Below are 22,464 nucleotides of genomic sequence, written 5' to 3'. Positions count from 1 at the left end.
TTTAGGCTGCATGGCGACTTTTGGGGGAGGATGGGATGAAATCCGCGTCATCTGTCATGTCCGCGGGTGCGCCCAGATCCAGTTCAATGCCGGCGTGATCTGCAGCAGGCAGCGTCTCAGCCGCCCCGGCCGCTGAATATTGCGGCGGTGCCATTTGGGGGGTGGCCCCGTCGGATTCACCCGTTTCGCTGAGCTGGAACACACTCACGGTGTCGCGCAGGTTGCGGGCCTGAGCCGAGAGTTCTTCGGCCGTGACCGACAGTTCCTCGGAGGCGGCGGTGTTGGACTGGCCGGAATTGTCGACCTGTCCGACCACAACACCGATCTGTTCGATGCCTTTGGAAATTTCGACATTGGAATTGGCGATGTTGCTGACGAGTTTCGAGGTCGACTCGATCTCGGGCACCAGGGTTTCCATCATTTCCAGCGCTGTTTCCGACGACGATACGGTCACACTGGTCAGGGCGTTGATCTCTGACGCGGCTTCCTGACTGCGTTCAGCCAGTTTGCGCACCTCACTGGCAACGACTCCGAAACCACGACCGTGATCGCCAGCACGGGCCGCTTCAACAGCGGCGTTTAGCGCCAAAAGGTCGGTTTGGCGGGCAATTTCTTGCACCACCTCGATCTTTTGCACAATGGTGCTGAGATGCTGCGCCGCTTCCCGCACGGCATCGCCGCTTTCACGGGCGCGATCTGCCGCGTCATTGGCAATCGTTTCGGTTTGCTGGGCGTTTTCTGCAGACTGGGCAATATTGCTGGCAATTTCTTCCACCGCAGCCGAGGCCTCTTCGGTGGCCGCGGATTGCGAAACTGACACCTCCTGCAGCTGCTGCGATGTTGCAGAAACCTGTGTGGCCCCGGAGGCAACGTTGGTCGCAGATGAGGTCACATCTCCAACGGTGCGGCGCAGATCCTTTACCATTTTGTTCAAATCGATCAGCAAGCCACCAATTTCATCAGAGCGGTCAATGGCAACGGTCTGGGTGAGGTCCCCGGCCGCCACACTGGCGCTGAGATTGCGGGCCGTACGCAGCCCTTTGCCGATGCTGCGCATCATGCCAACACCAACGGCGACGCTGAACAGGAAAGAGCCCACAATAATCCCCATCAGCTCGATCCAGGCGATGCGGTATTCGTGTTCGGATTTCTTCACCTCTTCGTTGAGGATCGCGCTTTCCTTGGCGGAAAAATCATGGATCAGTTTCAGGATCTTGTCGTCATAGACACCGCCTTCGACCACCAGTTTGACGGCGGCTGCCTGGGGATCGCCGGCTTTGTAAAGGGCAATGGCTTCGGCGTTGACGGCTTCGAGTTTGTGGCGCAGGGCAACGAACTCGTCCAGGATCAGACGCTCTTTCTCAGAGGCGTGACCATAAGAGGTTTCCAGCAGGGCTTCTTCTTCGTGCTCCAACTCTTCCAGATGCACTTCGATTTCGTGGTGCAGCTCAGGATCGTCGATCATGACGAAATCACGCACCACGTTTTGGATCCGCTCCTGCACGATCGCCAGTTCGTCGAGGTCACGCAGGGCTTGGAAATCTTCCTTAACGATCTTTTCGTTCCGCTCTTTCAGGACACGCATTTCCGTCAGGGACAGCGCGCCGATGATGGCGATTAGGATGGATAAAAAAGTGAATGAGGCAGCCAGTTTGGCTTTGATTGATAAACGCATTTTAGGTACTCGCACTTAGTTTCTACTCAGGGCGAGGCCGGGGGGACGGGGTCTTTGAACTTCGCAAATTCGGAACAAACCTTGCCAACAACAAAACAATCTGAGGGCGTGCCTGCTCCTTTGGGGTCCTGCGGCACTCAGTTAAGGAAACGACCTTTGTGCCCATAGATGTAGGGTAGATATGCTAATTCGAGGATGCGTTGTTCGCGTCAAATGCGAAAGGTCTTTGGAAATAAAGGTGTTGGGTGCGTCGAAAAATTTGCGAAAATTTTCTAACGAAACCAGTTTCTTAATCCTATGGGGTAGCAGTTTGCACAACACTACCCCATAAGGCGATTGATGCCCCTAATGCGACCGAGGCAGTTCCGCTGCCTGCGGCAAGAGCCAGGGCCCTCCCGCGGGCGGCATCGTGTTGGTTTGCAGAGCACAGTCATAGGCCGCGCTTAGGGTTGCATCGGTCAGCACTTCTGCCGGAGTGCCCGCGGCGCGCACTTCGCCGCCGTCCATCAATGTGACGCGGTCGGCGAACATGGCCGTGAGGTTCAGATCATGCATGACCGCCACAACCCCGCCACCGGCCGCCGCATAGGCGCGGGCCAGCTGCATGACCACCAGCTGATGGCCGATATCCAGCGCCGAAACCGGTTCGTCCAGAAACAGCCAGCGCGGGGTGCCGTTCAGGACCGGCTCCCAGATCTGGACCAAAACACGGGCCAATTGCACCCGCTGTTTCTCACCGCCCGACAGATCATGGAAGTGCCGCCCTTCAAACCCGCTGAGGCCCACCCGTTCCAGCGCCAAGAGCGGCAGACGGTCGGAGGTGTCCGGCGTGTCCGAACTGAGGCCTGCGGTCAGTCCAAGACGCACCACTTCGATCACCGTGAAAGGAAAAGCCAGAACCGCCGCCTGCGGCAGCACGGCCCGCATCATTGCCAGTTGTTGCGGTATGATCGCTTTGCAGTCGTGACCGTTCAGGCTGACCTGGCCCTTGTACGGTAATTCGCCGGTGAGGGCCCGCAACAGGGTTGTCTTACCAGAGCCATTGGGCCCCACAATCATCGAGACCTCGCCCGCCCAGGCATCAAAGTCAACGCCGTGCAGGATTTCCTTGCGACCCAATTTGACGCGGATGTTTTCGGCAATGAGGCTCATCTCACATCTCCACCAGGTTACGGTTTTTCAACAGGATCCACAGGAAGAACGGCCCGCCTAGCGCTGCGGTCACAATCCCGATGGGCAGCTCTGCCGGGGCAATGATGCTGCGAGAAATGGCATCCGCCAGCAGCAGGATGATCCCCCCCAGAAGGGCCGCGTTCACCAGCAGGCCGCGGTGATCGGGCCCCTGCACCAATCGCAGCAGATGCGGCACAACGATGCCGATGAAACCGATGCCACCTGTCACGGCCACAGAGGCGCCGACAGAACCGGCAACGGTGAGGATGGCAATTCGCTTCATTTTCTGCACGTCGATGCCAAGGTGGCTGGCCGCTGCCTCGCCCAGGGCCAGGGCGTTCAGGGCGCGGGCCAGAAACGGCGCGGCGATGAGGGTCAGTAGGATGATCGGGGCGGAGGCCATGAATTTGGCCCAGGACGCCCCGGCAACCGATCCCATGCCCCAGAACGTCAGATCGCGCAATTGGTCGTCTGTGGCGTAATAGGTGATGAGGCCGGTCAGGGCGCCGGTCAGCGCCCCCAGCGCGATCCCTGCCAGCAACATGGTGGCCACAGAGGTGCGCCCGCCCCGGGTGGCAATGCCGTAGAGCAGCAAGGTCGTGGCCCAGCCGCCCAAGAAGGCGGCAACGGGCACCAGATAGTGGCCAACAACAGCGATCACAGGGGCGGGCAGGAAGCCGCCCAGCACAATGGCTGAGACCGCCCCAAACCCCGCCCCGGCGCTGACCCCAACAAGGCCCGGATCCGCCAAAGGGTTGCGAAACAGCCCCTGCATCACGGCACCAGAGACCGCAAGCGCCGCCCCCACCAACACACCGGTTAGCATTCGTGGCATCCGGATGTCCCAGACGATGACCTCATCGCGCATCGTGGGGTCGCCAAAGAGGGCCGCCAGAACATCGGTTTCATCTGCTGCGCCCCAACCGAGGCTTAGCAACATGGTGAGCGCGAGCGCAGCGCAAAGCACGCCGGTCAACAAACGGGAGAGGCTGCGGCGGTCACCCGCCACAGCCCCAGAGGTCTTGATTGGCCTCTTCTGCTCGAGAGCAACCATCAGTGTCTCACCGGTTTTTCGTCATAGATAATGTCATGCAGGCTGCGGGCAAAGGCTGCAGTGCGCGGGCCAAAGCCAAGTGCCGCGCCGGGAATGACCTGAAACGCCCCATTGACCCCCGCCGGGGTGGAAGCAATGGCGGGCAGGGCAAGGATCTCCTCCGCGCGGCCTTCGTGATCGCCCCGGCCCGTCATCATCAGGATCAATTCGGGCTGGGCTTTGATAATTGCCTCATCATTCAGCAGCTTGTAGCCGGAAAATGCAGGCCCCATCATGTTATCACCACCCGCAAGGGTGATGATGCCATGTGCCCCAGTATCGCGACCCGCCACGTTCAGACGGCCGCCGTCGTTGGAGAGGATGAACATGACACGTTTTTTCTCGGCAACATCCGCAATATCGACCGCCAGTTGGTTCAGATCAGCTTCAACCTCGGTGGCGAGGGTTTCGGCCTTCTTCCCTTCACCGATGGCGCTGCCCACTTTGCGGATCGCTGCGCTGACGGCTTCACCGGTGAAGGCATCCTGTACCAGCACCACGGGCACCGAGGCGGCGCGCAGGAGGTCCAGCGTTTCCGGTGGGCCCGAGGTATGACGGGCGATGATCAGGTCGGGCCCCACCGACAAAACACCTTCGGCCGAAAGGCGGCGCATGTAGCCGACGTCAGGCAGCTCCATCACCGCTGCTGGGAACTGGGCGGTGGTATCACGGGCGACAACCCGTTCACCCGCGCCGAGGGCAAAGAGGATTTCTGTAACCGGCCCGCCGATTGAAACGATGGCTTTGGCGTCAGGGTAGCTTTCTTCTGCGTAAGCAGGCGTCAGCGACATGGCGCAGACAGCGGAAAGGATCAGGGAACGGATCATGCGGGGGCCTCCTCGGTTTGCAGACTGGGCAGGTCGGCGATCAGCTGGTGCCAGCTGGCCAGATCGTCGCTATCGTTGTTTGGGTCGCGCATGCCAAAGATCTGCAGGATCAGCATGCCACGGTCGTCAAAGGCCTCCAGAGAAATGGCTGGGCCACGTTTGGTCGGTTTTTCAATGGCATAAACCTCGGCGACGTGATCGTTGCGCAGGTGCAGGTTGAACCGCTTGTCCAACACGTTGACCCAGGGCCCCATCGGTTTGATGGTGTCCAGACGGCCCCAATGGATCTGGATGTTGCCGGGGTTGCCGACAAACAGAATGGTGCGCTGGCCGGCCTCAGAAGCGGTGTTGATCAGGGTCTCTACCGCTGAAGTTTCCAGCGGGCGGACCCATTTTTCGCCAGCCACCAGACGGTAGGCGCCAAGGCGGTTCATGCCCAACTTGCTGGTCAGACGCATGAATTGATGGGTGTCGGTCAGCTTGCCCCATTCCTCCAGCAGAACGTCGCGTTTGGCGGGGTTCTGTTTGGCGGGCTCAATCGGGGCGGCAGGGGTGGTTTCAATACCTTCGGACTGATCCTCAACCGCCAGTGCGGCGACCACTTCAGCCCAGGCATCATGGTTGGATGTTTCCCGCAGGAAGATTTTGTGGACCGCGTCGCCAGCTGCGTCAAAGATCTGCAGGGTGCGGCGGGTGCCGGCCTCGGTCACCTGATCAATGGCAAAACCGTGAACCCAGTGTTTCGGGAAAATGCGCAGATCGATCTCATGGCCCAGCACCATCGCTGCATGTGGCCCCGAGCGATAGTCGCCATAGGTGCCGACACGTTCGTGCACTGCCGAGAGATTGCGGGTCAGGGCCATGACTTCGCCCAGCGTGCTGACCAGCGGCATCAGCTGGTCGGGGTGCGGGTTGATCCGGGTGACGATGTCCCCGTCGCGACGGCCTACATGAGCGGCGACCAGATCCGCTTCGGAGATGCCCAGTTTGTCCGCCAGATCACGATCCCGCATCTTTGCGTTGTCGATCTTGGCCTGGCGGATTTCGGCCGGGGAGGGTTTGGTGGCGCTGGGCGTGGTGTCTTGGGTCTGGGTCATGGGTGTCCCCTTGAATGTCGTGTGAGGGCGCCGGAGGGCGGGGCGCTGGAAAATGCTTTGGGCGGCCCCGAAAAAGGGCCGCCCGTGATCGCAGTGGATCAGAAGGTTTTTGCCAGGCTGAACTTGATGTTGCGGCCTTTGGCGTTGCGGTTCGGGTTGGTCAGATAGGGCCGGTAGGTGGTGTCGAAGAGGTTCTCGACGCTCAAACGCATCTCGGTCCCTTCAAACATTCCGTGGTCCGGCGTGTAGCCAACCGACAGGGCGTAGGTGGTCCAGGCATCGGAGGCTGCCGTTGCACCGGTGGTGCCCGTGTTGGACGTGCGATCGTGGGCAAAGGCGTGTTTGGCCTCAATCGCGATGTCCAGTTGATCCTCCATGAAGCGTTTGCCGAGGGTCAGCTGCACGGTGTCCGCAGGGGTGTAGTTGAAGAAGGCACTGGTGCCGTTGATCGTGCCGCGGGTCTTTGCTGCCGCAAAGTCTGCATAGAACAGCGAACTGGCGTAGTTCAGTTCCAGCTCGATCCCTTCCAGATCGGTCTGGTTGATGCCGGAATAGGCGGTGCCGTCCCAGATGTGGGTTTTGAACGCGGTCAGCTTGGCCTGCAAGTGATCATCGCCGGTCAGTACATCGTTGCCATCAAAGGAAACACCGGCCTCGAAAGTGGTGCCCTTCTCGGTCTTTTCGCGGTTGGTCGAAGACCGCAGATCGTCGAGGATCGGCAGGTTTTCATTGTACGCGGCAGTACCGAAGACGGCGAGGCCGTTGCTCAGCTCATACCGGCCAGCCAGTGCACCGGTCCAGGACTGGGTCGTGTAAGCGGTGCCATCGGGAATGGCGGTGTAGGGGATACAGATGGTTGCGGTAATACATACCAAAGTGTCTTGGTTGTTGATCGAGGTGAGCGTCTGTTTCTCAAACCGCAGCTGCGGAGTCAGGGTGAAGGCGTCAGTGACCGAAATTTCATCCGCGACATAAACCGAAATGCTTTCATCGGTACCGCCGGGGGCGGTGCCGTCGTTTTCACCTGCATCGGGGCCAATCAGCAAGATCGCCGAACGAGAGCGTTCTTTAAACTCAACACCCGTGGTCAACTCGTGACCAACGGCACCGGTGTTAAATTGGGCCACATTTTCCAGTCGCAGTCCCACGGTTTCCGTCTGGTGGTCGGTGTTTGTTAGATTGGTGCTAACGGTGCTGGAGGTGATCTTCATCTCTTCGCGCTTTTTGAACAGGCGCGCTTCGAAATTCACCAGATCACTGTCCACCGGGGCGAATTTATAGGCCAGATAGGTTGTGCTGTCTTTCATGTGCCGGTCCACCAAATTGCCGCTCCAAAGCGGGTCAAAGGCGTCATAGGGTACATCGGTCTCTGGCGATTCCGTGTAGGTGTGGCCAAGGGTCAGCGTGCTGTTTTCGGTCAGGTTGAAGTTCATCTTCAACAGGGCCGACGGTGCTTCGAAGCCGGTCGCCTCACGTGTGGTGCCCGATCCGTCAACGCCATCTTCGATCTTGCGGTGACCGTAGAAGGCCAGCACGTCAAAACGTTCGCTGGGAGCAAAGGCCAGAATGGTCGAGGACAACATGCCATCGCCATTGGATTCAAAGCTGAACTTCTGGCGCAGGGCAAAGGTGTCGCCATCGCTCAGGAAGTCGCTGGCGTCTTTGGTTTCGGCTTCAACGGTGCCGCCCATGGCGCCCGAGTTGTAGCGGAAGCTTTCCCCCGGGCCGCGTTGGACCTTGATTTCGCGGAACAGGTCCGGTTCGACGCTGAGCAAGGAGCCGTTGCGGTAGATTTCCTCCGCCCCCGAGGCGACGCCGTCGATCACAACCGCCACATAGCCGTCGGTGCCATAGGTACCGGCCTGCGCGCCCAGGCCCCGGATGTTCACAGCCGACCCCTGTGGGGTGGAGCCGTTGATCAGCGACACGTTCGGGATCGAGTCGAGCAACTCGCCCATCGATGACGCCTGGCGCGCTTCGATTTCGGCCTGATCCACGATGGTTTCCGAGGTTGCCGTGCCGGTTTGCACGCCACGACGGCTTTCTTCCAGGATAATGGTGTCCAAAGTGAGGACGTCGTCTGCCTCTTGCGCTGTTACAGCGGTCGGCAGTGTGTTCAGGACAGTCAGGCCGGCAACGGCCAGTGCCACGTGTGATGTGCTTTTCATGATCCCCTCAAAGCATTTGCATGTCGTTCCTGCGTTGTGCGGCAGGGCGCCTGTCTTGCTAGCTCTGAGCGGGCTTGATCTTCGACTTTGGGCTTTAGATTAACTTGATTGAAAGAGTCAAGTAACGGTTAAGGGAATTGGACTGCGTCACTTGCGACCATTCGTATAGGTCACAAAAAAGGCGGCGCAGTTTCCCGCGCCGCCAAAAAGTTTAAGCCTTAACGATCTTACAGACGTTCGATCCTGTGCAGGAAGTCCTTGATCGCCTCATTGGTGTTCGCGGCCGCATCATCGACCGAGAACATCTGGTTCATCACATCAGACGCCGCTTTTGCAGAGACCGAGGAGGATTCTTCAACCCCGATGATATTGCGGCTGACGTTGTCCACACGGTTTGACAGATCCGCCATCGAGTTGCTCATCTCCACGGTCACGCCGCCCTGCTGCTCTGCAGCGGAGGACATGTTGGAGGCCTGGTTTTGCACCGCGGCCACCGCGTCCGAGATTTCGCGGATCGCCACCACATTGTTTTCAACACCGGCGGTGACGGCGTCGATTTCCTTGCGGATTTCAATGGTGGAGGCCGCCGTTTGCTCGGCCAGTTTGCGCACTTCCTCGGCTACCACGGCAAAGCCGCGTCCAGCCTCACCGGCACGGGCTGCTTCCACAGCCGCGTTCAGGGCCAGAAGGTCGGTCTGCGCGGTGATACCGTTGATGAATTTCACCACGTTGGAGATCCGCGCGGTTGCTTCCTGCAGCTCTTCCAGCGAAGCGGTTGCGGTTGCGGCCTTCTGAGTGGCGTCTTCCGACAGGGTAGAGGTGCGGGTCACACCACCGGCGATTTCCTGAATGGAGGCAGACATCTGTTCCACCGCCGAAGCCGTGCCAGAGACTTTCTCGGCCGCTGCGACAGAGTTCTCTTTCACCACCGCGCCCTGTGCGCTGGTCTGTTCTGCCATGGAGGCCATCGATTCCGCGGCTGCTTTGGATTGCTCCGCCGCGCCGGTCAGGGAATCCATCGAGGAGACAACAGATTCCTGGAATTCTTTGCCCAAACGCCGCACCGGACGCAGCAGCGATGTGCCAAGCAAGAACCCAGCGGCTGTGATCACCAATGCGATGATGCCGAACTTGTAGAAAGTTTCCTGCACGGCCGCATCTGCTTCAGCCAGCGCTTCAGACGTGTCGACACCGGTGACCATGACCCAGTCATAGCCCGGAATGCTGAGACGGCCGTAAGAGGCAAAGCTTTCCGCACCAACGTGGTTTGCGCCGCGGATAAAGCCTTCTTCGCCTTGCAGGGCCAACTCGATAGTTTCGCCAGCCACATCCGAGCCAACACCCAGATCGGTGCTGAGGCGCGGCGCTGCACGCAGACGCTGGTTGTCACCCAACAGGAGGGTTTCAGAGGTCTCAAACCCTTTCACCTCGGTGTTGACGATGGCGTTGATCCGATCCACCGGAGCCTGGAAGGCGATGATGCCTTTCAGCGCGCCATCTTCCATCAGGGGGACCAGAACAAAACCTGCATCTGCGCCGTAAGAGGGTTCATAGGGTTCGAAATCGATCATCTGGGTGTCGCGTTTGCCACCGTTGATGATGGCGTCCACACCGCGGCCAAAACCTGAATCCTTATACGGACCGGTCAAGAACGAGGTGCCGTAGTCCAGCTCCTTGAAGACAGAGTAGACGATGCGACCTTCAACCGGATCCAGCAGGAAAATGTCGTAGAACCCGAACTCATCCAGAGTGGCGGTGAAGTAGGGGTGGTACCAGGCATGAAGGTTGGAATAGAGGCTGTTGTCGCCCGCGTTCAAAAGCAGCTGCTTTTCACCAATCTTTTGAGCGTTGTCACTGATGTAAAGCTGCTGCAGTTTTCGCGCCAGCCCGTCGAGGTCACGCCAGCGTGCGACATCCGCATCTGTTGCACCTGGGGTGTTGTCGCCCTGATATTTGTAGCGTTCAGCAAGCGCCGCATTGTTGGGATCATCCTGCATCCGGCGATCCACGTCTTTGGCGGCGGTGGCAAACTCCCCGACAGAGCTGATCACCACCGGGTTGAGCGCCATGGTTTCGGCAACGCTCACTAAGTTGGCGAAATAGTTCTCAATGGATTTCTGTTTCATCGCAAACACGGTCTCGATGGAGCCGCGGGCCGCATCTTCCGACAATTTGTAGACCCGTTGGATGTCGACATAGGTGATAACAGCGGCGGGCGCCAAGCCTAGCACCAGAAGCGCCGCCATGATCTTCGTCCTGAACTTCATACCTGTGTACCTTTCACATTGCACAGTGCGCCGGGGCTGCAACCTGTGGACCTCCTTCCGCAGACGCAATTCGGGCGCGTTCATCTATCCCCGTGGTTTTCAAAACGACTAAAAATGATGCGGGTTTAGTGTAAGTGTTTATGAAAAAACGACAAAATCGCCATAATCGCGTGTTGGCGCTAGCGGAAGTTCGGACAGGTTGTATGACTGATTGAGTGTATCAATTAAATTCAAGCGCTTTGGCGGCGGGTTTTTCGGCCTGTGCATTGGCCTAGGGTAACAACAAAAAACGCCCCCGTTTGGGGGCGTTAGGTGATGTAGGGTTAGGAGGCTTCTGCCGGCTTGCGGCGGTGGCGTCTGCGGTTGCGGTTCTGGCCGTCGGGGCGGGCAGCGTTTTTTGAGGCCGCCTCGGCACGATTGCCGGAATTGTTCCCGTTTCCGCCTGGGCGGCCGCTGCCACGCTGACCACCGTTGCCGCGGTTGCCAGGTTGTCCGCCACCCTGGCCGCCACCTTGGCCGCCACGACCACGTCCGCCGCCACCACCACGACGGGGGCGGCCACCAGATTTGCCACCCTTGGAGGGCGCAGCCACACCTTCAAACGGGGTGCCTGAGGCTACTGGGATCTCCAGCTTCATCACTTTCTGGATGTCGCGCAGCAGTTCCGCCTCATCTTCGGTGCAAAAGGCAATCGCTTCGCCTTCCCGTCCGGCCCGCGCAGTGCGGCCGATCCGGTGCACATAGTTGTCGGGCGTATCAGGCAGATCGTAGTTGATGACATAGGCCACTCCCGGAATATCAATGCCACGCGCCGCCACATCAGTGGCCACCAGCACATTGATCGAGCCTTCGCGGAAGCCTTTGATGGCGCGGTCCCGCTGGTTCTGGCTTTTGTTGCCGTGGATCGAGGCCGCGTTGAACCCATCGCGCACCAGCGATTTCATCAGCTTTTCGGCGCCCCATTTGGTACGTCCAAACACCAGCGTCAGCGCATCCATGTCCTTTGACAGGATGTCGCGCAGCACCCGCGGTTTGGCCTCACGATCCAGGAAGTGGACCGACTGCTTTACCTTGTCCGCTGCCTTGCCAGGAGGCGAAACTTGGACGCGGCGTGGGTTATTCAGATAGGCCGCTGACAGTTCTTCCATCTGTTTTGGCATCGTGGCCGAAAACAGCATGGTCTGACGCGGAGTGCCCAGCTTGGGGGCGATTTTGCGCAGCGCATGGATAAAGCCCATGTCCAGCATTTGATCCGCTTCATCCAGCACCAGATGTTTGGTCTTGGACAGGTTCACCGCGCCACGGTCCATCAGGTCAATCAAACGCCCAGGAGTAGCGACCAGAATATCGGTGCCCCTGTTCAGCACAGCGATCTGACGGTTGATCGACTGACCACCCACCACAGTGCGCACATGGATCTGGGTGTGATTGGCCAGCATGTTGAGGTTGTCGGCAATCTGGTTCACCAGTTCGCGGGTCGGGGCCAGCACCAGTGCTTTTACGGTTTTCGGGGCGGGTTTGCTGTCTTCTTTCAGCAGCTGTTCCATCAGCGGCAGACCAAAGGCCAGCGTTTTGCCGGTACCCGTTTGGGCGAGGCCCATGATGTCATGCCCTTCCAGCGCCAGCGGGATCGCCTGGTTCTGGATTGGGGTCGGGGTTTTAAGGCCGGCTTTGCTCAGCGCCTTATTCAGTGCCGGGCTGAGGCCCAGCATATCGAAATCAAACAAATCATGTCCTTTCGCGTGCAGGCATCACACCGGCACGGGGGGAGGCCGCTCACATCGCGGCACACGAGGTTTCCGCCAACAGACCGATAGAGGCCCTGTTCGGCGTCTAGAACCCTGCGTGATGGGGAACTGGGAGGGTGGGGCGCTGGGGCCGCCTCATTGGGCCCGGCTGGTCACGCGACAGCGCAGCGCTGGGCCAGCATATGCGGCGTTGCAGCGCGGAAGTCAAGGGCAGCCACGCTTTTCCCTTTGTTTCTTGAGCCTTCGGGCGCTACAGCACCGACATGCTGGGATGGTTCACATTAAAAGTAACGCCAATCCACATTTTTTTTCGCAATGCCGGGGAATAAACCCGCAGGGCCAGCCGTCTCTCCCATGCAGTTTTGCACGAATGACAGTGAGTAACGCCATTGGGAGGGAATGATGGCAGATAAAGAAAACAAGGACGTCCACAGCTTTTTCGCAGCGGACCCCGAGCAAGCCGACAAAGCGTTTTTTGGCCGTGTGGCCAACCCGGATCGCCGTGGCTTCCTGAAGAAAACCGGTCTGGCGACCATGGCCGCAATGGTCGGCACTTCGATCCCGTTCCACCGCAACATGCCGATTGGCTTTGTTCCGGCGGCGATGGCATCCGAGGATGTTCTGGTCGGTAAAGACGGCCTGACCCTGCTGAATGACCGTCCGGTGAACGCGGAAACCCCGCCCCACCTGCTGGATGATGCAATCACGCCAACCAGCCGCCACTTTGTCCGCAACAACGGCATCCCGCCCGAAGAGGTGGATCCGGCGGCCTGGACCGTGACCATTGACGGTTTTGTCGACACCCCGATGACCTTCACCATTGCCGAGCTGAAAGCGCAGTTCGAAGTGGTGACCAAGGCGCTGACGCTGGAATGTGGCGGCAACGGCCGTGGTTTCTTTAACCCGCCAGCGAAAGGCAACCAGTGGACCTATGGCGCTGTGGCCTGTTCCGAATGGACCGGTGTGCGCCTGAAAGACGTGCTGGAAAAGGTCGGCGTGAAGCCCGAAGCGGTCTATACCGCGCATTACTCGGCTGACACCCACCTGTCCGGCGATCCCGAGAAGCTGCCGATTTCGCGTGGCATGCCGATCTCCAAGGCGATGACCGATGAGATTCTGATTGCGTTTGAAATGAACGGTGCCGCGCTTCACCCGCTGAACGGCGCACCGCTGCGTCTGGTTGTGCCGGGCTGGCCCGCCTCGACCGCGCAGAAATGGCTGACCCGCATCGAACTGCGTGACGTTGTGCATGACGGTCCGAAAATGACCGGCAAAGCCTACCGCGTGCCCAACCGTCAGGTTGCCCCGGGTGAGAAGGTGAAGACCGAAGACTTCGTTATCATCGAGCGTATGCCGGTGAAATCGCTGATCACCTTCCCCGAAAACGGCGCTGAAGTGGCCGGTCAGGCAACGCAGGTCCGCGGCCACGCATGGTCGGGGGATCGTTCGATCAGCAAGCTGGAAATCTCCATCGATTTCGGCACCACCTGGATCACGGCTGAACTGGACGACGCTGTGAACTCGGGCGCCTGGCAGAACTGGCGGTCTGATGTGACCTTCCCGCAGGGCGGTTACTATGAAGTCTGGGCACGTGCCACCGACAGCGCGGGCGACATGCAGCCCTTTGCCATCGACTGGAACCCGAAAGGCTACCTGAACAACACCATGCACCGTGTTGGTCTGCGCGTCAGCTAACCCTTGTTAACCTCGTGGCAGGGTGGCCCCTTGGGCGGCCCTGCTGCTGCAATACACTTTCCGACATACCACAGGAGAACCCATGCGACTGTCGAACCTGACGGCCAGCATCCTCATCTGCTTTGGCCTCTCGGCCCCTGCTGCGCTGGCGACCACCGTAAATGACCTGTTGCCCGGCGCCGACGTCGCCAAGGGCGAGAAGGTCTTTAAGAAATGTAAAGCCTGCCACACCATCAAAGACGGCGGCAAAAAGAAGAGCGGTCCGAACCTCTTTGATGTTGTGGGCGGCGTTGTTGCTGCCAAAGACGGCTTCAAATACTCCAAAGCGTTGAAAGAATACGGCGGCGACTGGACGCTTGATCGTCTGGATGCCTTCCTGACCAAGCCCAAGGCTGAAGTGAAACGCACCAAGATGAGCTTTGCCGGTCTGAAAAAGCCCGAAGACCGCGCCAACCTGATCGCTTTCCTCAACCAGTATTCGACCTCGCCGATGAGCTTTGCAGCTGCCAGTGACGAGGCCGCTGACGCAGGACAGGATGCCGCAGAGGAAGAAGCGGAATTCGGCATTCTCTTTGTGGACAACGGCGTCGAAGAAACCTACTACGCCTGCTCCGCCTGCCACTCGGAAATGATTGTCGCCCAGCAAGGGCTGACCCGGGACGGCTGGATCGAAATGTTTGAATGGATGGTCGACGAACAGGGCATGAATGAGATCGAAGAACCCGATCTGACCCTGATCCTGGACTATCTGGCAAAGAATTATGGCGAGGACCGTCCTAACTTCCCGAGGCGGAACTAACCTTGCCATAGTCCGGGGTCTGTCGTGATCCTACTCTCCTCCCCAGAGGCACCGCAGATGCGGCACGTCTCGCGGGGTTACGGCTGAGGGCTCCGGACATTTGGACCTTTGTTGTGAATATTAATAAGCCCCGGACCAGTGGTTCGGGGCTTCTTTTTGTTGTTGAAATTGGACTTAGGCCTGGGCGCAGGGGGCAGCGGCATCTGTGGCCATCCGCACTGCCAGCATATCGGCGTTTTCATCGCCCTGCAGCGTCAACCGTTTCAGGTAGTCCGCGATGGCGTTGAACCGCCGCACATCCATGCCGCTGGCAAGAATGGTGTAGCCCGTGTTTTTGCCCAGCCATTGTTGCACCTGCGGACCGTCGGTCTGCGCCGCCAGGGTTGGCATTGCACTGACCGGTGTGGCCAGCAGCGTCAGACGACAATTGTTGCGGCCCGTGTAATGCGCAAGCGCGGTGCCGTCCGCGAGGGGTTTCTGATCCACCAGATACAGGCTTGCCAGCTCCAGATCGGGGGCAAAGCCCCGGGTGAAGGCAGCTGCCGGCTGCACAGGATTTTCCAGATTATAACTGTTGTCCAGAAACGCCGCGTGATGGTCGGACAGGCTGAGTTCGGCGCTGGGCCAGAACAACGTCGCGCCGGTGATCACCACCGCCAATGCAACAGAACCCACCAGCGCCAAGGGCCGCCAGTTGCGGTTGGCGGTGGCTGGCGTAGGTGCAGGTTGAGAAACTGGGGCCGGCACCTCAACAGGCGGCTCCGCCGGAATGTAGCCCGTCAACGCCCCCGAGATTTCGCGGATCTGTTCCAGGGCCACCATCAGTGCAGGTTCTGCGGCCAGACGTGCTTCGAACGCCGCAACATCCGCTGCGGGCAGTTCCCCGTCGGCATAGGCGTTCAACAACTCCCAATCACGATCTGCTACGTCAATCATTGGCTCACGTCCTTCTGATCAGCCCGCATCGCCTCAATCAGGGCGCGGCGCGCCCGGCTGATACGACTCATCACAGTTCCCTGCGGAACATTCATCACTTCTGCCGCTTCGGCATATTTCATTCCCATCACATCAACCAGAAACAACACCTCCCGATGGGGTGCGGCCAATTGGTCGAAGGTCATCCGGATCAATACGTCATTTGCGTGATCGTTGCCTTGCGCAAGATCAACCAATAGACGGCTGTGGGTCTGGGAATATTCCTGCCGCACCTTTTTTTTCCGCAATTCGTCGAAGTTGAGATTGCGAATGACGCGAAACATCCACGGTCGCAGCTCGTCCAGCTTCAACGGCGGCTTTTCGGCGCGCAGGGTGCGTTCGATGGCGTCCTGCACCAGATCATCCGCTTGATCGGACGTGTCCGAGACCGACCGCGCATAGGCGCGCAGTTCCGGCAGGAGGGTTTCGATCTGGGTTAAGGACGCCATGCGGTCTTATGCCGCCAAATTGCCGCTAAGTCAAAGAAACTGCGACATTTTGGACGATTTCAGAAGGGTAGGTTTGGGGACTTCCGCCGCGCGGCTCAGGCTTCCATCCAGATCGTCACAGGACCGTCGTTCAGCAGCTCTACCTTCATGTCGGCGCCGAACTCACCGGTTTCCACCGGCATACCCTGTTCGGCCAGTTTGGCGGCGAAATATTCATATAGGGCCTTGCCATCCGCCGGTGCCGCCGCTGCCGAAAACCCCGGCCGATTGCCACGCGAGGTATCGGCGGCCAGGGTGAACTGCGACACCACAAGGGCAGAGCCCCCAATGTCCTTCACCGATTTGTTCATCTTGCCCGTGTCATCTTTGAAAATCCGCAGCTTGGCGATCTTGGCGGCCAGTTGGTCGGCTTGGGCCTCACTGTCGCCCTGCATGGCGCAGATCAGGATCAGCAGACCGGGACCTGACTGGCCGATCTTTGCTTCGTCAACAGTGACTGAGGCATGGGAAATCCGTTGCAACAACGCACGCATGGGGAGGCTCCTTTATTCTGTGGTGCCATTGACCGGATTTGGCCGCCCGAACGCAAGTCGATTTGAGGCGGATCAAGGTCAGCGGGCGACGAATGGGGTAAGTTATTTCTGACGGGACCGAGGGGTCAGTCCCGCCACTCGATCACCTCGTCCAAGGGGGCACGTTCTGTGCGGAACCCGTTGGCGGGGTGATCGCTATCTTCATAGCCAAAAGAAATCGCGCAAAGGATCATCCGGTTCTCCGGCACCTTGAAATGGTCTCGGATCATTGGCGCGTAGGCGGCCACGGCGGCCTGCGGAATGGAGGCAACGCCAAGCGCCTCGGCCGCAAGCGTGAAGGCGGTGATGAATCCGCCGCAGTCCATCGCGCCATAGGGGCCAAGATCCCGTTCCGAGGTGACAATCGCCACATGCGGCGCGCCAAACAGGCGGAAGTTCTCAGCCGATTGTTTGGCAGATCCCACACGGTCGCCTTTTTCGACGCCCACCGCCTCGTAGAGCTGCCAGCCACAGGCGCGGCGGCGGTCTTTGTAGACGCCGGTATATTGGCGTGGCCAATCCATATCGGGGGTTGGCGGATTTGTCAGCGCATGGGCTGACAGCTTTTCCCGAAACGCCTCTATCACAGCAGGTTGGGTGATCATAATCTGCCACGGCTGGGCGTTGCACCAGCTGGGCACCCGACCCGCGGCGCGCACAATCCGTTCTATCACCTCCTGCGGCACGGGATCTGCCCGAAAACCGCGACAGCTGTGACGGCGGGCCAGAACGGCCTCTAGGCTGGTGATCTCTGACATCACACCGCCCCTTCGCTGAGGGCGATGCCATATCCGATGGCGCCAGCGACAATCAGGACGATGAGGACGGCAATGGTGATCTTCCACGCCGACCAGGGCCGTTCGCCCTGCACCCGACCTGTGCGGCCGTTCACCACAAACCGGTAGCTTTTACCACGATATTTGTAGGCCGCCATCCAGACCGGCAGCAGCACATGTTTGAAAGTCACATCCTTCACTTCGGTGTCGATCTTATGCACCCGCTGGCGATCGCCGCCGATGTCAAACCGCACGTCCCGTTCAATCACGCGGTCCATATGGGCGCGGGCCTGATCGAAGCCTTCGTCCAGTTCAACCGTGTAGGCCTCGGCCCGAAAACCGGCGAGGAATTCCGGCGCGTAAGGTTCCATCGCGGCCAGATCCCAAGGTTCCAGCGCATCAGTGTATTTCTTCGGCAGCGCTTTGGAGGCCAGTACCAACACATCGTCAAAGAACCGTTTCACCCGCCCTGCCGCGGGGGTCCAGCGCACCTTTTGCACCTGTTCCTGTTTCGCCTCCCCGTCGCGCATGACGGTGCGGGTCTCATAGTAAACGGTGCCGCGCTGGCCGACGTATTTGCTTTTGGTATCTGCATCAAAGGTCCAGTAGGGAACATAGATCCCCTCCATCCGGCGGCCTTTGCGGGCGTATGCCTGCAAACCGTTGGGGGCAAACCACAGCTTGCCCAGCCACGCGGTCATCGCATCGCGGGCCTGCTTTTCTTCCAACGCAAAGGGCAGCACGCCTTTGGGTTTGATATGGCGATGGGTGCCTGTACCGGTCACAACAGGGGTGGCACAGAACGGACATTCCGCGGCATGGGTCGCCTCGTCCATCTCGACCTGCGCACCGCAGCTGTCACATTTGGTGACTTTGGTTTCCTCGATCTCCTGACTGGGCAGCAGATCGGCAAGCGCCGCCTGAAAATCCAGTTCTTTCAGGCCGCCTTCCCAGGGACCCGCCTGAGTCATTTCGCCTTTGTTGCCGCAATGGTCACAGATCAGCTGGCTGTTTTGCGGATCAAAACGAAAATCCGCGCCGCATTGATCACAGGGAAATCTATGTTCTGAAAGGGAATTTTCGCTCATCGGGACCGGGGCCTATACTTTGGAATGTATGCAACCCAAACTTTTTTCCATTTTTTTGCTAAAAAGGGTAGCCCTTACGCCGTTTTGATTTTTGTCGCTATACAAACAGCCAAACGCGAATGCGAAAGAGGAACGAGAGATGACTGTGATCCCCATGACCCCCGCCAAGAGCCCGCAGCAGAGCATTGGCATGACCGCCAACCTGCAAGTGAGCCTTGCAGCCGCGCTGAAGGCGCATGGGGCGTGGAAGCAGCAGTTGATCGAAGCTGTGGCGAATAAAAACACAGCCATGGCCGCCGCCGAGCTGCGGATGAGCGAGATCAGCGCCTTTGGCCAGTTCCTGATGGCGCTGCCCAAGGATGTGCGCAGCACCGAGCGGATGGCCGAGGTCAGCCGCCTGCACGCGGATCTGCACGCGATGGCTGGGGATGTGGCGCTGCTGGTCAAACAAGGTAAACACGAAGAGGCCCGTGCGGCACTTTCAACCGGGGCCTTCCCGCAGATCAGCGCAGCCCTCAACCAGGCGCTGGTGCGCTGGCAGGTGCGCGATATGGCGGCCTAAGACCCTCTCTGACTTTCCCCGATGGGACCGGGGCAGGGCGATCTGTGGGGACAGGTCGCCCTTTTTCTATTTTGCGGGATTTGCGTGAATACATACTTTTGAATGGGATCTGCCTAAACTTTTTTGAAAATTCTCCTAAAAAGTTACTCGCCTGCGCCGTTGGTATGTCTGAACGCACCTGGAACTGAACATGTGAAGCAGACAAGCGCAGGCAAAAGACCTGTGATGCCGGAGGCCCCGATGATCGACACGCAAGCAGCCCGCGCCCGTCATAAGACCCGCCACAAGGCCCGCGACATGGCGCAAGACCTCACCAAAGCGCTGAACGATCATTGTCTCTGGAAGCGTGAGCTGCGCGCTGCCGCTGTTTACCAGAAACGTGACCTGCCGATTTCCCGTATCTGTCGTGACGATTGCTGCGCCTTTGGCCGTTGGCTGCATCAGCTGCCCCCCAGCATCCGCCACAGTGCAGAGGCTCAAACAGTCGAACACCTGCACGCCCAGTTTCACCGCGCAGCAGGCGCCGTGGCGGAAATGATTGTGGATGGCCACTATGATCAGGCGCTTTCGTCGCTGGCGACCGGCGGCTACCCGCAGGTCAGCGCAGCGCTGACCCGTGAGGTGGTTCAGTGGAAAATGAAAATGCTGGTCGCGGCGTCCTGACGCCGTTTGATTTCTTAACCAGTGATCTTGGTAAATGTGAACAAAGGCGATGGGCGCAAGCCTGTCGCCTTTTGCGTTGTTTGCACATCGGGCCTCTGTCCCGACAAATCCCCGCTTTTGACACAAAGCCGCCACATTTCGATCCGTCCCTAAGATCAGCGCAAATCACCAGTGATGCGGCAGGATTGGCATGATTCCTGCTGTTTTCCAGTGAGATACACGCAGATGACAGGGTGTAGGTCGCAAAACTAGGACCATAGTCCTAGTGCCACTAGGACCAACGAGAGTGCGACCCATACTTTTTAGAGACTGCACCCTAAAATGGGGGTCGGTATAGTCGTTTGTAGTTAAAGAGAGCAGACCTTCGCATCAGCGATTAACCGAGAGAGACCCGACATGGCCCATAAGACTGTTACCAACACCTGCGAGATCATCAACAACGCAATCGTTGCGCATTTTGTTCTGGGCCATCAGCTGCGCGCTGCCGCTTACGAAGAGAACCGCGGCCTGCCGGTACGGGCCTACAAGAACTCGCAGAAATGTGGTCTGGGCAAACTGATCGCTTTCCTGAAGGAAAACGACCAGATGGATGAACGCGCCAAACAGGTTGATGGTCTGCACATCGATCTGCACGACGCGGCCTGTGGAGTGGCTGCCCTGATCGCCACTGGTCACTTTGATGAGGCCATCGATGAGCTGTCGACCGGCTACTACGCCGAAGCTGCTGCAGCCCTGACCAAGGCGCTGTCGCACTGGAAAATGGAAGTTGCCTAACACCTGCTCTCCTCGGCTCTCATGATGAAGGCGCCCCAGGGCGCCTTTTTTCATGCCGCTTCCCTTGTGGGATCTGGGCTGGCGCATCTACGGGACACTCCGAAGGATAGGTTTTGACCTCCACAGGTCCAGAAATCGGGGATGCGCGGCGCAAAGCCCCCCAATTTCCCGTCATTTGAAAGCTAAAACGAGTCATGGGGGTATACCCCATATATCCCTCCGAGAGGGGGGTGGCGGCGCTTTGACACCCTGTTTTTGCACCCTTCCGGTTAAAATACTCTCTGTCACCGCGCTATGGTCCTAGGCCGCTTAGGACCATCGAGACTGTAAGCCATACTTTATAGAGAATGATTTCGAATTTGGGGGAGGGTATTACCGTTTGTAGAGACACAGAGCAGACAATCGCATAAGCGACCAACGAGAAAGAGACAGACCCATGACCCAGATGACCGTTACCAACACCTGCGAAATCATCAACAACGCCATCGTTGCTCACTTCGTTCTGGGTCACCAGCTGCGCGCCGCCGCGATCGAAGAGAACCGCAGCCTGCCGGTTCGTCTGTACAAAAACGCTGAGAAGTGCGGTCTCGGCAAACTCATCACTTTCCTGAAAGAAAACGATCAGATGGACGCCCGCGCCAAAGAGGTAGACGCGCTGCACATCGACCTGCATGACGCCGCCTGTGGTGTGGCTGCCCTGATCGCAACCGGCCACTTCGACGCCGCCATTGATGAGCTGGCCACCGGCTACTACGCGGATGCTGCCGCCGCTCTGACCAAGGCGCTGTCGCATTGGAAGATGGAAGTCGCCTAAGCGCCACTTCCGATCTGCTCTGAACTAAAGGCGCCCCGCGGGGCGCCTCTTTTATGTTAGAATGCCTTTCAGATTAGCCAGCCGGCGGCGGCGGTGGGGGCGGCGGCATAACGGTAAACAGCTGCGCCAGCTCGGCCACGTCCTCGGCCTGTTTCCAGCCATCCTGACCCGGCGTCCAAACCAGACTTTCGCGACTGAGGTCGCCCGTCTGCGCCATCCGGCCCATCTGCGCTTTGGAAAATGGTCCTTTGGTCTGGCCGTTTTCGGCAACATGCCAGACATGTTCAACCGGCGGCGGGGGCGGCGGTGCAACTGCCGGGGCAGCCGCAGCGGGTTGCCCCCCCCAAGGTCCCCCTTGGCCCATCATGTTTTGCGCCATATTCTGGGCCATCTGCATGCCCATGCCGGCCCCCATGCCCATGCCCATCGACTGGTCCATCGCCCCACCCTTGCCCATGGCCTCGGCGGCTTTCCATTTCATGTGATCGTCCAGATTGCCGGCAATACCGCGCGAGGTGCGTTGATCCAAAGCCTGCTCAACCGCTGGCGGCAGCGAGATGTTTTCGATGTAAAGCTCGGGGATCGATAGCCCGTATTCCGCCAATACCGGGTCAATCGCCTGGGCAATCAGCTTGCCCACTTCGCCTGTATTCGCGGCCATATCCAGCACCGGAATGCCCGAAGCCGCAATCGCCCGGGAAAACTCCTGGACGATGATGTTGCGGATCTGGAAGCTCACCTCGTCCATGGTAAACTCGCCGTCGGTGCCAACAATCTCGGTCAGGAACAGAGCCGGGTCATTTACCTTAATGGAGTAGGTGCCAAAGGCGCGGATCCGTGTGGGACCAAAGTCCGCATCGCGGATCATAATGGGGTTTTTGGTGCCCCACTTCAAATCGGTGAACCGGTTGGTGTTCACGAAGTAGATCTCGGATTTGAACGGCGATTTGAAACCGTGATCCCAGTGCTGCAACGTCGTCATCAGGGGCATGTTGTTGGTTTCCAACATATAAAGCCCAGGCGAGAAGACATCCGCCAACTGACCTTCATGAACAAAAACCGCAGACTGGCCTTCGCGCACGGTCAGCTTCGCACCGTATTTGATTTCGTGCCCTTCACGTTCAAACCGCCACACCAGCGTGTCCCGCGTTTCATCCACCCAATGAATGACGTCGATAAATTCCCCTTTGAGGAAATCGAAAATACCCATGCAACCCTCCTTGGTTGGCGGCTGCGCCGCCGGATAATT

General features: G+C 58.9%; 20 protein-coding genes. 6 read left to right on the top strand and 14 right to left on the bottom strand.

The features are described from left to right. Position 1: 1 nt before the first annotated feature. The 8 genes from SIC14_RS00720 to SIC14_RS00685 form a co-directional block, all read right to left on the bottom strand. Positions 2-1,675, bottom strand: a complete 1,674-nt coding sequence (locus tag SIC14_RS00720; protein ID WP_412563946.1) for a methyl-accepting chemotaxis protein — start codon at positions 1,673-1,675, stop codon at positions 2-4. Positions 1,676-2,020: 345 nt separating this feature from the next. Further along, a complete protein-coding gene (locus SIC14_RS00715) occupies positions 2,021-2,827 on the bottom strand; it encodes a heme ABC transporter ATP-binding protein (protein WP_412563945.1) in 807 nt (268 codons plus the stop codon). Between the two features lies 1 nt (position 2,828). Next, positions 2,829-3,902 (bottom strand): FecCD family ABC transporter permease, encoded by a 1,074-nt coding sequence (locus SIC14_RS00710; RefSeq protein WP_412563944.1) that lies wholly within the window; start codon positions 3,900-3,902, stop codon positions 2,829-2,831. After that, on the bottom strand, positions 3,902-4,768 hold the full coding sequence (locus tag SIC14_RS00705) for a heme/hemin ABC transporter substrate-binding protein (RefSeq protein WP_412563943.1): 867 nt from the start codon (positions 4,766-4,768) through the stop codon (positions 3,902-3,904). The genes SIC14_RS00710 and SIC14_RS00705 overlap by 1 nt, the downstream gene beginning before the upstream one ends. Next, positions 4,765-5,865, bottom strand: a complete 1,101-nt coding sequence (locus SIC14_RS00700) for a hemin-degrading factor (protein ID WP_412563942.1) — start codon at positions 5,863-5,865, stop codon at positions 4,765-4,767. Before SIC14_RS00700 ends, SIC14_RS00705 begins: the two co-directional genes overlap by 4 nt. A gap of 98 nt (positions 5,866-5,963) precedes the next feature. Continuing rightward, positions 5,964-8,033 (bottom strand): TonB-dependent receptor domain-containing protein, encoded by a 2,070-nt coding sequence (locus SIC14_RS00695; RefSeq protein WP_412563941.1) that lies wholly within the window; start codon positions 8,031-8,033, stop codon positions 5,964-5,966. A gap of 227 nt (positions 8,034-8,260) precedes the next feature. Continuing rightward, positions 8,261-10,300 carry a methyl-accepting chemotaxis protein gene (locus SIC14_RS00690; protein WP_412563940.1) on the bottom strand — a complete coding sequence of 680 codons (2,040 nt, stop codon included), beginning with the start codon at positions 10,298-10,300 and terminating at the stop codon, positions 8,261-8,263. A 323-nt stretch (positions 10,301-10,623) separates the two neighbouring features. Then, a complete protein-coding gene (locus SIC14_RS00685; protein ID WP_412563939.1) occupies positions 10,624-12,027 on the bottom strand; it encodes a DEAD/DEAH box helicase in 1,404 nt (467 codons plus the stop codon). Positions 12,028-12,450: 423 nt separating this feature from the next. Between SIC14_RS00685 and SIC14_RS00680 the strand changes: the two genes are divergently transcribed. Together SIC14_RS00680 and SIC14_RS00675 are read left to right on the top strand one after the other, a co-directional pair. After that, the gene (locus SIC14_RS00680) at positions 12,451-13,743 is read left to right on the top strand and encodes a sulfite oxidase (RefSeq protein WP_412563938.1); all 1,293 of its coding nucleotides are present in this window, start codon (positions 12,451-12,453) and stop codon (positions 13,741-13,743) included. Positions 13,744-13,825: 82 nt separating this feature from the next. After that, positions 13,826-14,542: a c-type cytochrome gene (locus SIC14_RS00675; RefSeq protein WP_412563937.1), complete on the top strand. Its 717-nt coding sequence runs from the start codon at positions 13,826-13,828 to the stop codon at positions 14,540-14,542. Positions 14,543-14,716: 174 nt separating this feature from the next. Here the strand turns inward: SIC14_RS00675 and SIC14_RS00670 are convergent, their stop codons facing one another. The 5 genes from SIC14_RS00670 to SIC14_RS00650 all read right to left on the bottom strand — a co-directional run bounded on the left by SIC14_RS00670 (position 14,717) and on the right by SIC14_RS00650 (position 18,402). Further along, on the bottom strand, positions 14,717-15,478 hold the full coding sequence (locus SIC14_RS00670; protein ID WP_412563936.1) for a hypothetical protein: 762 nt from the start codon (positions 15,476-15,478) through the stop codon (positions 14,717-14,719). Beyond that, positions 15,475-15,966, bottom strand: coding sequence for an RNA polymerase sigma factor (locus SIC14_RS00665; protein WP_412563935.1), 492 nt, complete (start codon positions 15,964-15,966; stop codon positions 15,475-15,477). Before SIC14_RS00665 ends, SIC14_RS00670 begins: the two co-directional genes overlap by 4 nt. Before the next feature lie 95 nt (positions 15,967-16,061). Continuing rightward, positions 16,062-16,499: a D-aminoacyl-tRNA deacylase gene (gene dtd, locus SIC14_RS00660; RefSeq protein WP_412563934.1), complete on the bottom strand. Its 438-nt coding sequence runs from the start codon at positions 16,497-16,499 to the stop codon at positions 16,062-16,064. A 125-nt stretch (positions 16,500-16,624) separates the two neighbouring features. After that, complete coding sequence (locus tag SIC14_RS00655; RefSeq protein ID WP_412563933.1) at positions 16,625-17,296, bottom strand: nitroreductase; 672 nt, start codon at positions 17,294-17,296, stop codon at positions 16,625-16,627. Beyond that, on the bottom strand, positions 17,296-18,402 hold the full coding sequence (locus tag SIC14_RS00650) for a primosomal protein N' (replication factor Y) - superfamily II helicase (protein ID WP_412563932.1): 1,107 nt from the start codon (positions 18,400-18,402) through the stop codon (positions 17,296-17,298). Before SIC14_RS00650 ends, SIC14_RS00655 begins: the two co-directional genes overlap by 1 nt. Before the next feature lie 139 nt (positions 18,403-18,541). Here SIC14_RS00650 and SIC14_RS00645 point away from each other — a divergent pair, with 139 nt between their 5' ends. The 4 genes from SIC14_RS00645 to SIC14_RS00630 all read left to right on the top strand — a co-directional run bounded on the left by SIC14_RS00645 (position 18,542) and on the right by SIC14_RS00630 (position 21,215). Next, positions 18,542-18,964 carry a hypothetical protein gene (locus SIC14_RS00645; protein WP_412563931.1) on the top strand — a complete coding sequence of 141 codons (423 nt, stop codon included), beginning with the start codon at positions 18,542-18,544 and terminating at the stop codon, positions 18,962-18,964. 240 nt (positions 18,965-19,204) lie between these two features. Further along, positions 19,205-19,627 (top strand): CZB domain-containing protein, encoded by a 423-nt coding sequence (locus SIC14_RS00640; RefSeq protein WP_412563930.1) that lies wholly within the window; start codon positions 19,205-19,207, stop codon positions 19,625-19,627. 396 nt (positions 19,628-20,023) lie between these two features. Continuing rightward, positions 20,024-20,401 carry a hypothetical protein gene (locus tag SIC14_RS00635; protein ID WP_412563929.1) on the top strand — a complete coding sequence of 126 codons (378 nt, stop codon included), beginning with the start codon at positions 20,024-20,026 and terminating at the stop codon, positions 20,399-20,401. A 436-nt stretch (positions 20,402-20,837) separates the two neighbouring features. Then, positions 20,838-21,215, top strand: a complete 378-nt coding sequence (locus SIC14_RS00630) for a hypothetical protein (RefSeq protein WP_412563928.1) — start codon at positions 20,838-20,840, stop codon at positions 21,213-21,215. Between the two features lie 73 nt (positions 21,216-21,288). On the opposite strand, the gene SIC14_RS00625 is transcribed toward SIC14_RS00630, so the two are convergent. Next, positions 21,289-22,425 carry an SPFH domain-containing protein gene (locus SIC14_RS00625; RefSeq protein ID WP_412563927.1) on the bottom strand — a complete coding sequence of 379 codons (1,137 nt, stop codon included), beginning with the start codon at positions 22,423-22,425 and terminating at the stop codon, positions 21,289-21,291. Between the last annotated feature and the right edge of the window lie 39 nt (positions 22,426-22,464).

It is taken from the genome of Thalassobius sp. MITS945101 (assembly GCF_047123305.1).
Taxonomy (GTDB): domain Bacteria; phylum Pseudomonadota; class Alphaproteobacteria; order Rhodobacterales; family Rhodobacteraceae; genus Thalassobius.
The sequence above is the reverse complement of the archived record's forward strand: the minus strand, read 5'-3'. Positions and strand labels throughout refer to the sequence as shown.

Coding starts and splice junctions, on each gene's coding strand:
- SIC14_RS00690 (WP_412563940.1), bottom strand. CDS start 10,300: ATGAAGTTCAGGACGAAGATCATGGCGGCGCTTCTGGTGCTAGGCTTG.
- SIC14_RS00630 (WP_412563928.1), top strand. CDS start 20,838: ATGACCCAGATGACCGTTACCAACACCTGCGAAATCATCAACAACGCC.
- SIC14_RS00710 (WP_412563944.1), bottom strand. CDS start 3,902: ATGGTTGCTCTCGAGCAGAAGAGGCCAATCAAGACCTCTGGGGCTGTG.
- SIC14_RS00670 (WP_412563936.1), bottom strand. CDS start 15,478: ATGATTGACGTAGCAGATCGTGATTGGGAGTTGTTGAACGCCTATGCC.
- SIC14_RS00650 (WP_412563932.1), bottom strand. CDS start 18,402: ATGAGCGAAAATTCCCTTTCAGAACATAGATTTCCCTGTGATCAATGC.
- SIC14_RS00625 (WP_412563927.1), bottom strand. CDS start 22,425: ATGGGTATTTTCGATTTCCTCAAAGGGGAATTTATCGACGTCATTCAT.
- SIC14_RS00655 (WP_412563933.1), bottom strand. CDS start 17,296: ATGTCAGAGATCACCAGCCTAGAGGCCGTTCTGGCCCGCCGTCACAGC.
- dtd (WP_412563934.1), bottom strand. CDS start 16,499: ATGCGTGCGTTGTTGCAACGGATTTCCCATGCCTCAGTCACTGTTGAC.
- SIC14_RS00635 (WP_412563929.1), top strand. CDS start 20,024: ATGGCCCATAAGACTGTTACCAACACCTGCGAGATCATCAACAACGCA.
- SIC14_RS00645 (WP_412563931.1), top strand. CDS start 18,542: ATGACTGTGATCCCCATGACCCCCGCCAAGAGCCCGCAGCAGAGCATT.
- SIC14_RS00700 (WP_412563942.1), bottom strand. CDS start 5,865: ATGACCCAGACCCAAGACACCACGCCCAGCGCCACCAAACCCTCCCCG.
- SIC14_RS00720 (WP_412563946.1), bottom strand. CDS start 1,675: ATGCGTTTATCAATCAAAGCCAAACTGGCTGCCTCATTCACTTTTTTA.
- SIC14_RS00705 (WP_412563943.1), bottom strand. CDS start 4,768: ATGATCCGTTCCCTGATCCTTTCCGCTGTCTGCGCCATGTCGCTGACG.
- SIC14_RS00695 (WP_412563941.1), bottom strand. CDS start 8,033: ATGAAAAGCACATCACACGTGGCACTGGCCGTTGCCGGCCTGACTGTC.
- SIC14_RS00665 (WP_412563935.1), bottom strand. CDS start 15,966: ATGGCGTCCTTAACCCAGATCGAAACCCTCCTGCCGGAACTGCGCGCC.
- SIC14_RS00640 (WP_412563930.1), top strand. CDS start 19,205: ATGATCGACACGCAAGCAGCCCGCGCCCGTCATAAGACCCGCCACAAG.
- SIC14_RS00680 (WP_412563938.1), top strand. CDS start 12,451: ATGGCAGATAAAGAAAACAAGGACGTCCACAGCTTTTTCGCAGCGGAC.
- SIC14_RS00715 (WP_412563945.1), bottom strand. CDS start 2,827: ATGAGCCTCATTGCCGAAAACATCCGCGTCAAATTGGGTCGCAAGGAA.
- SIC14_RS00675 (WP_412563937.1), top strand. CDS start 13,826: ATGCGACTGTCGAACCTGACGGCCAGCATCCTCATCTGCTTTGGCCTC.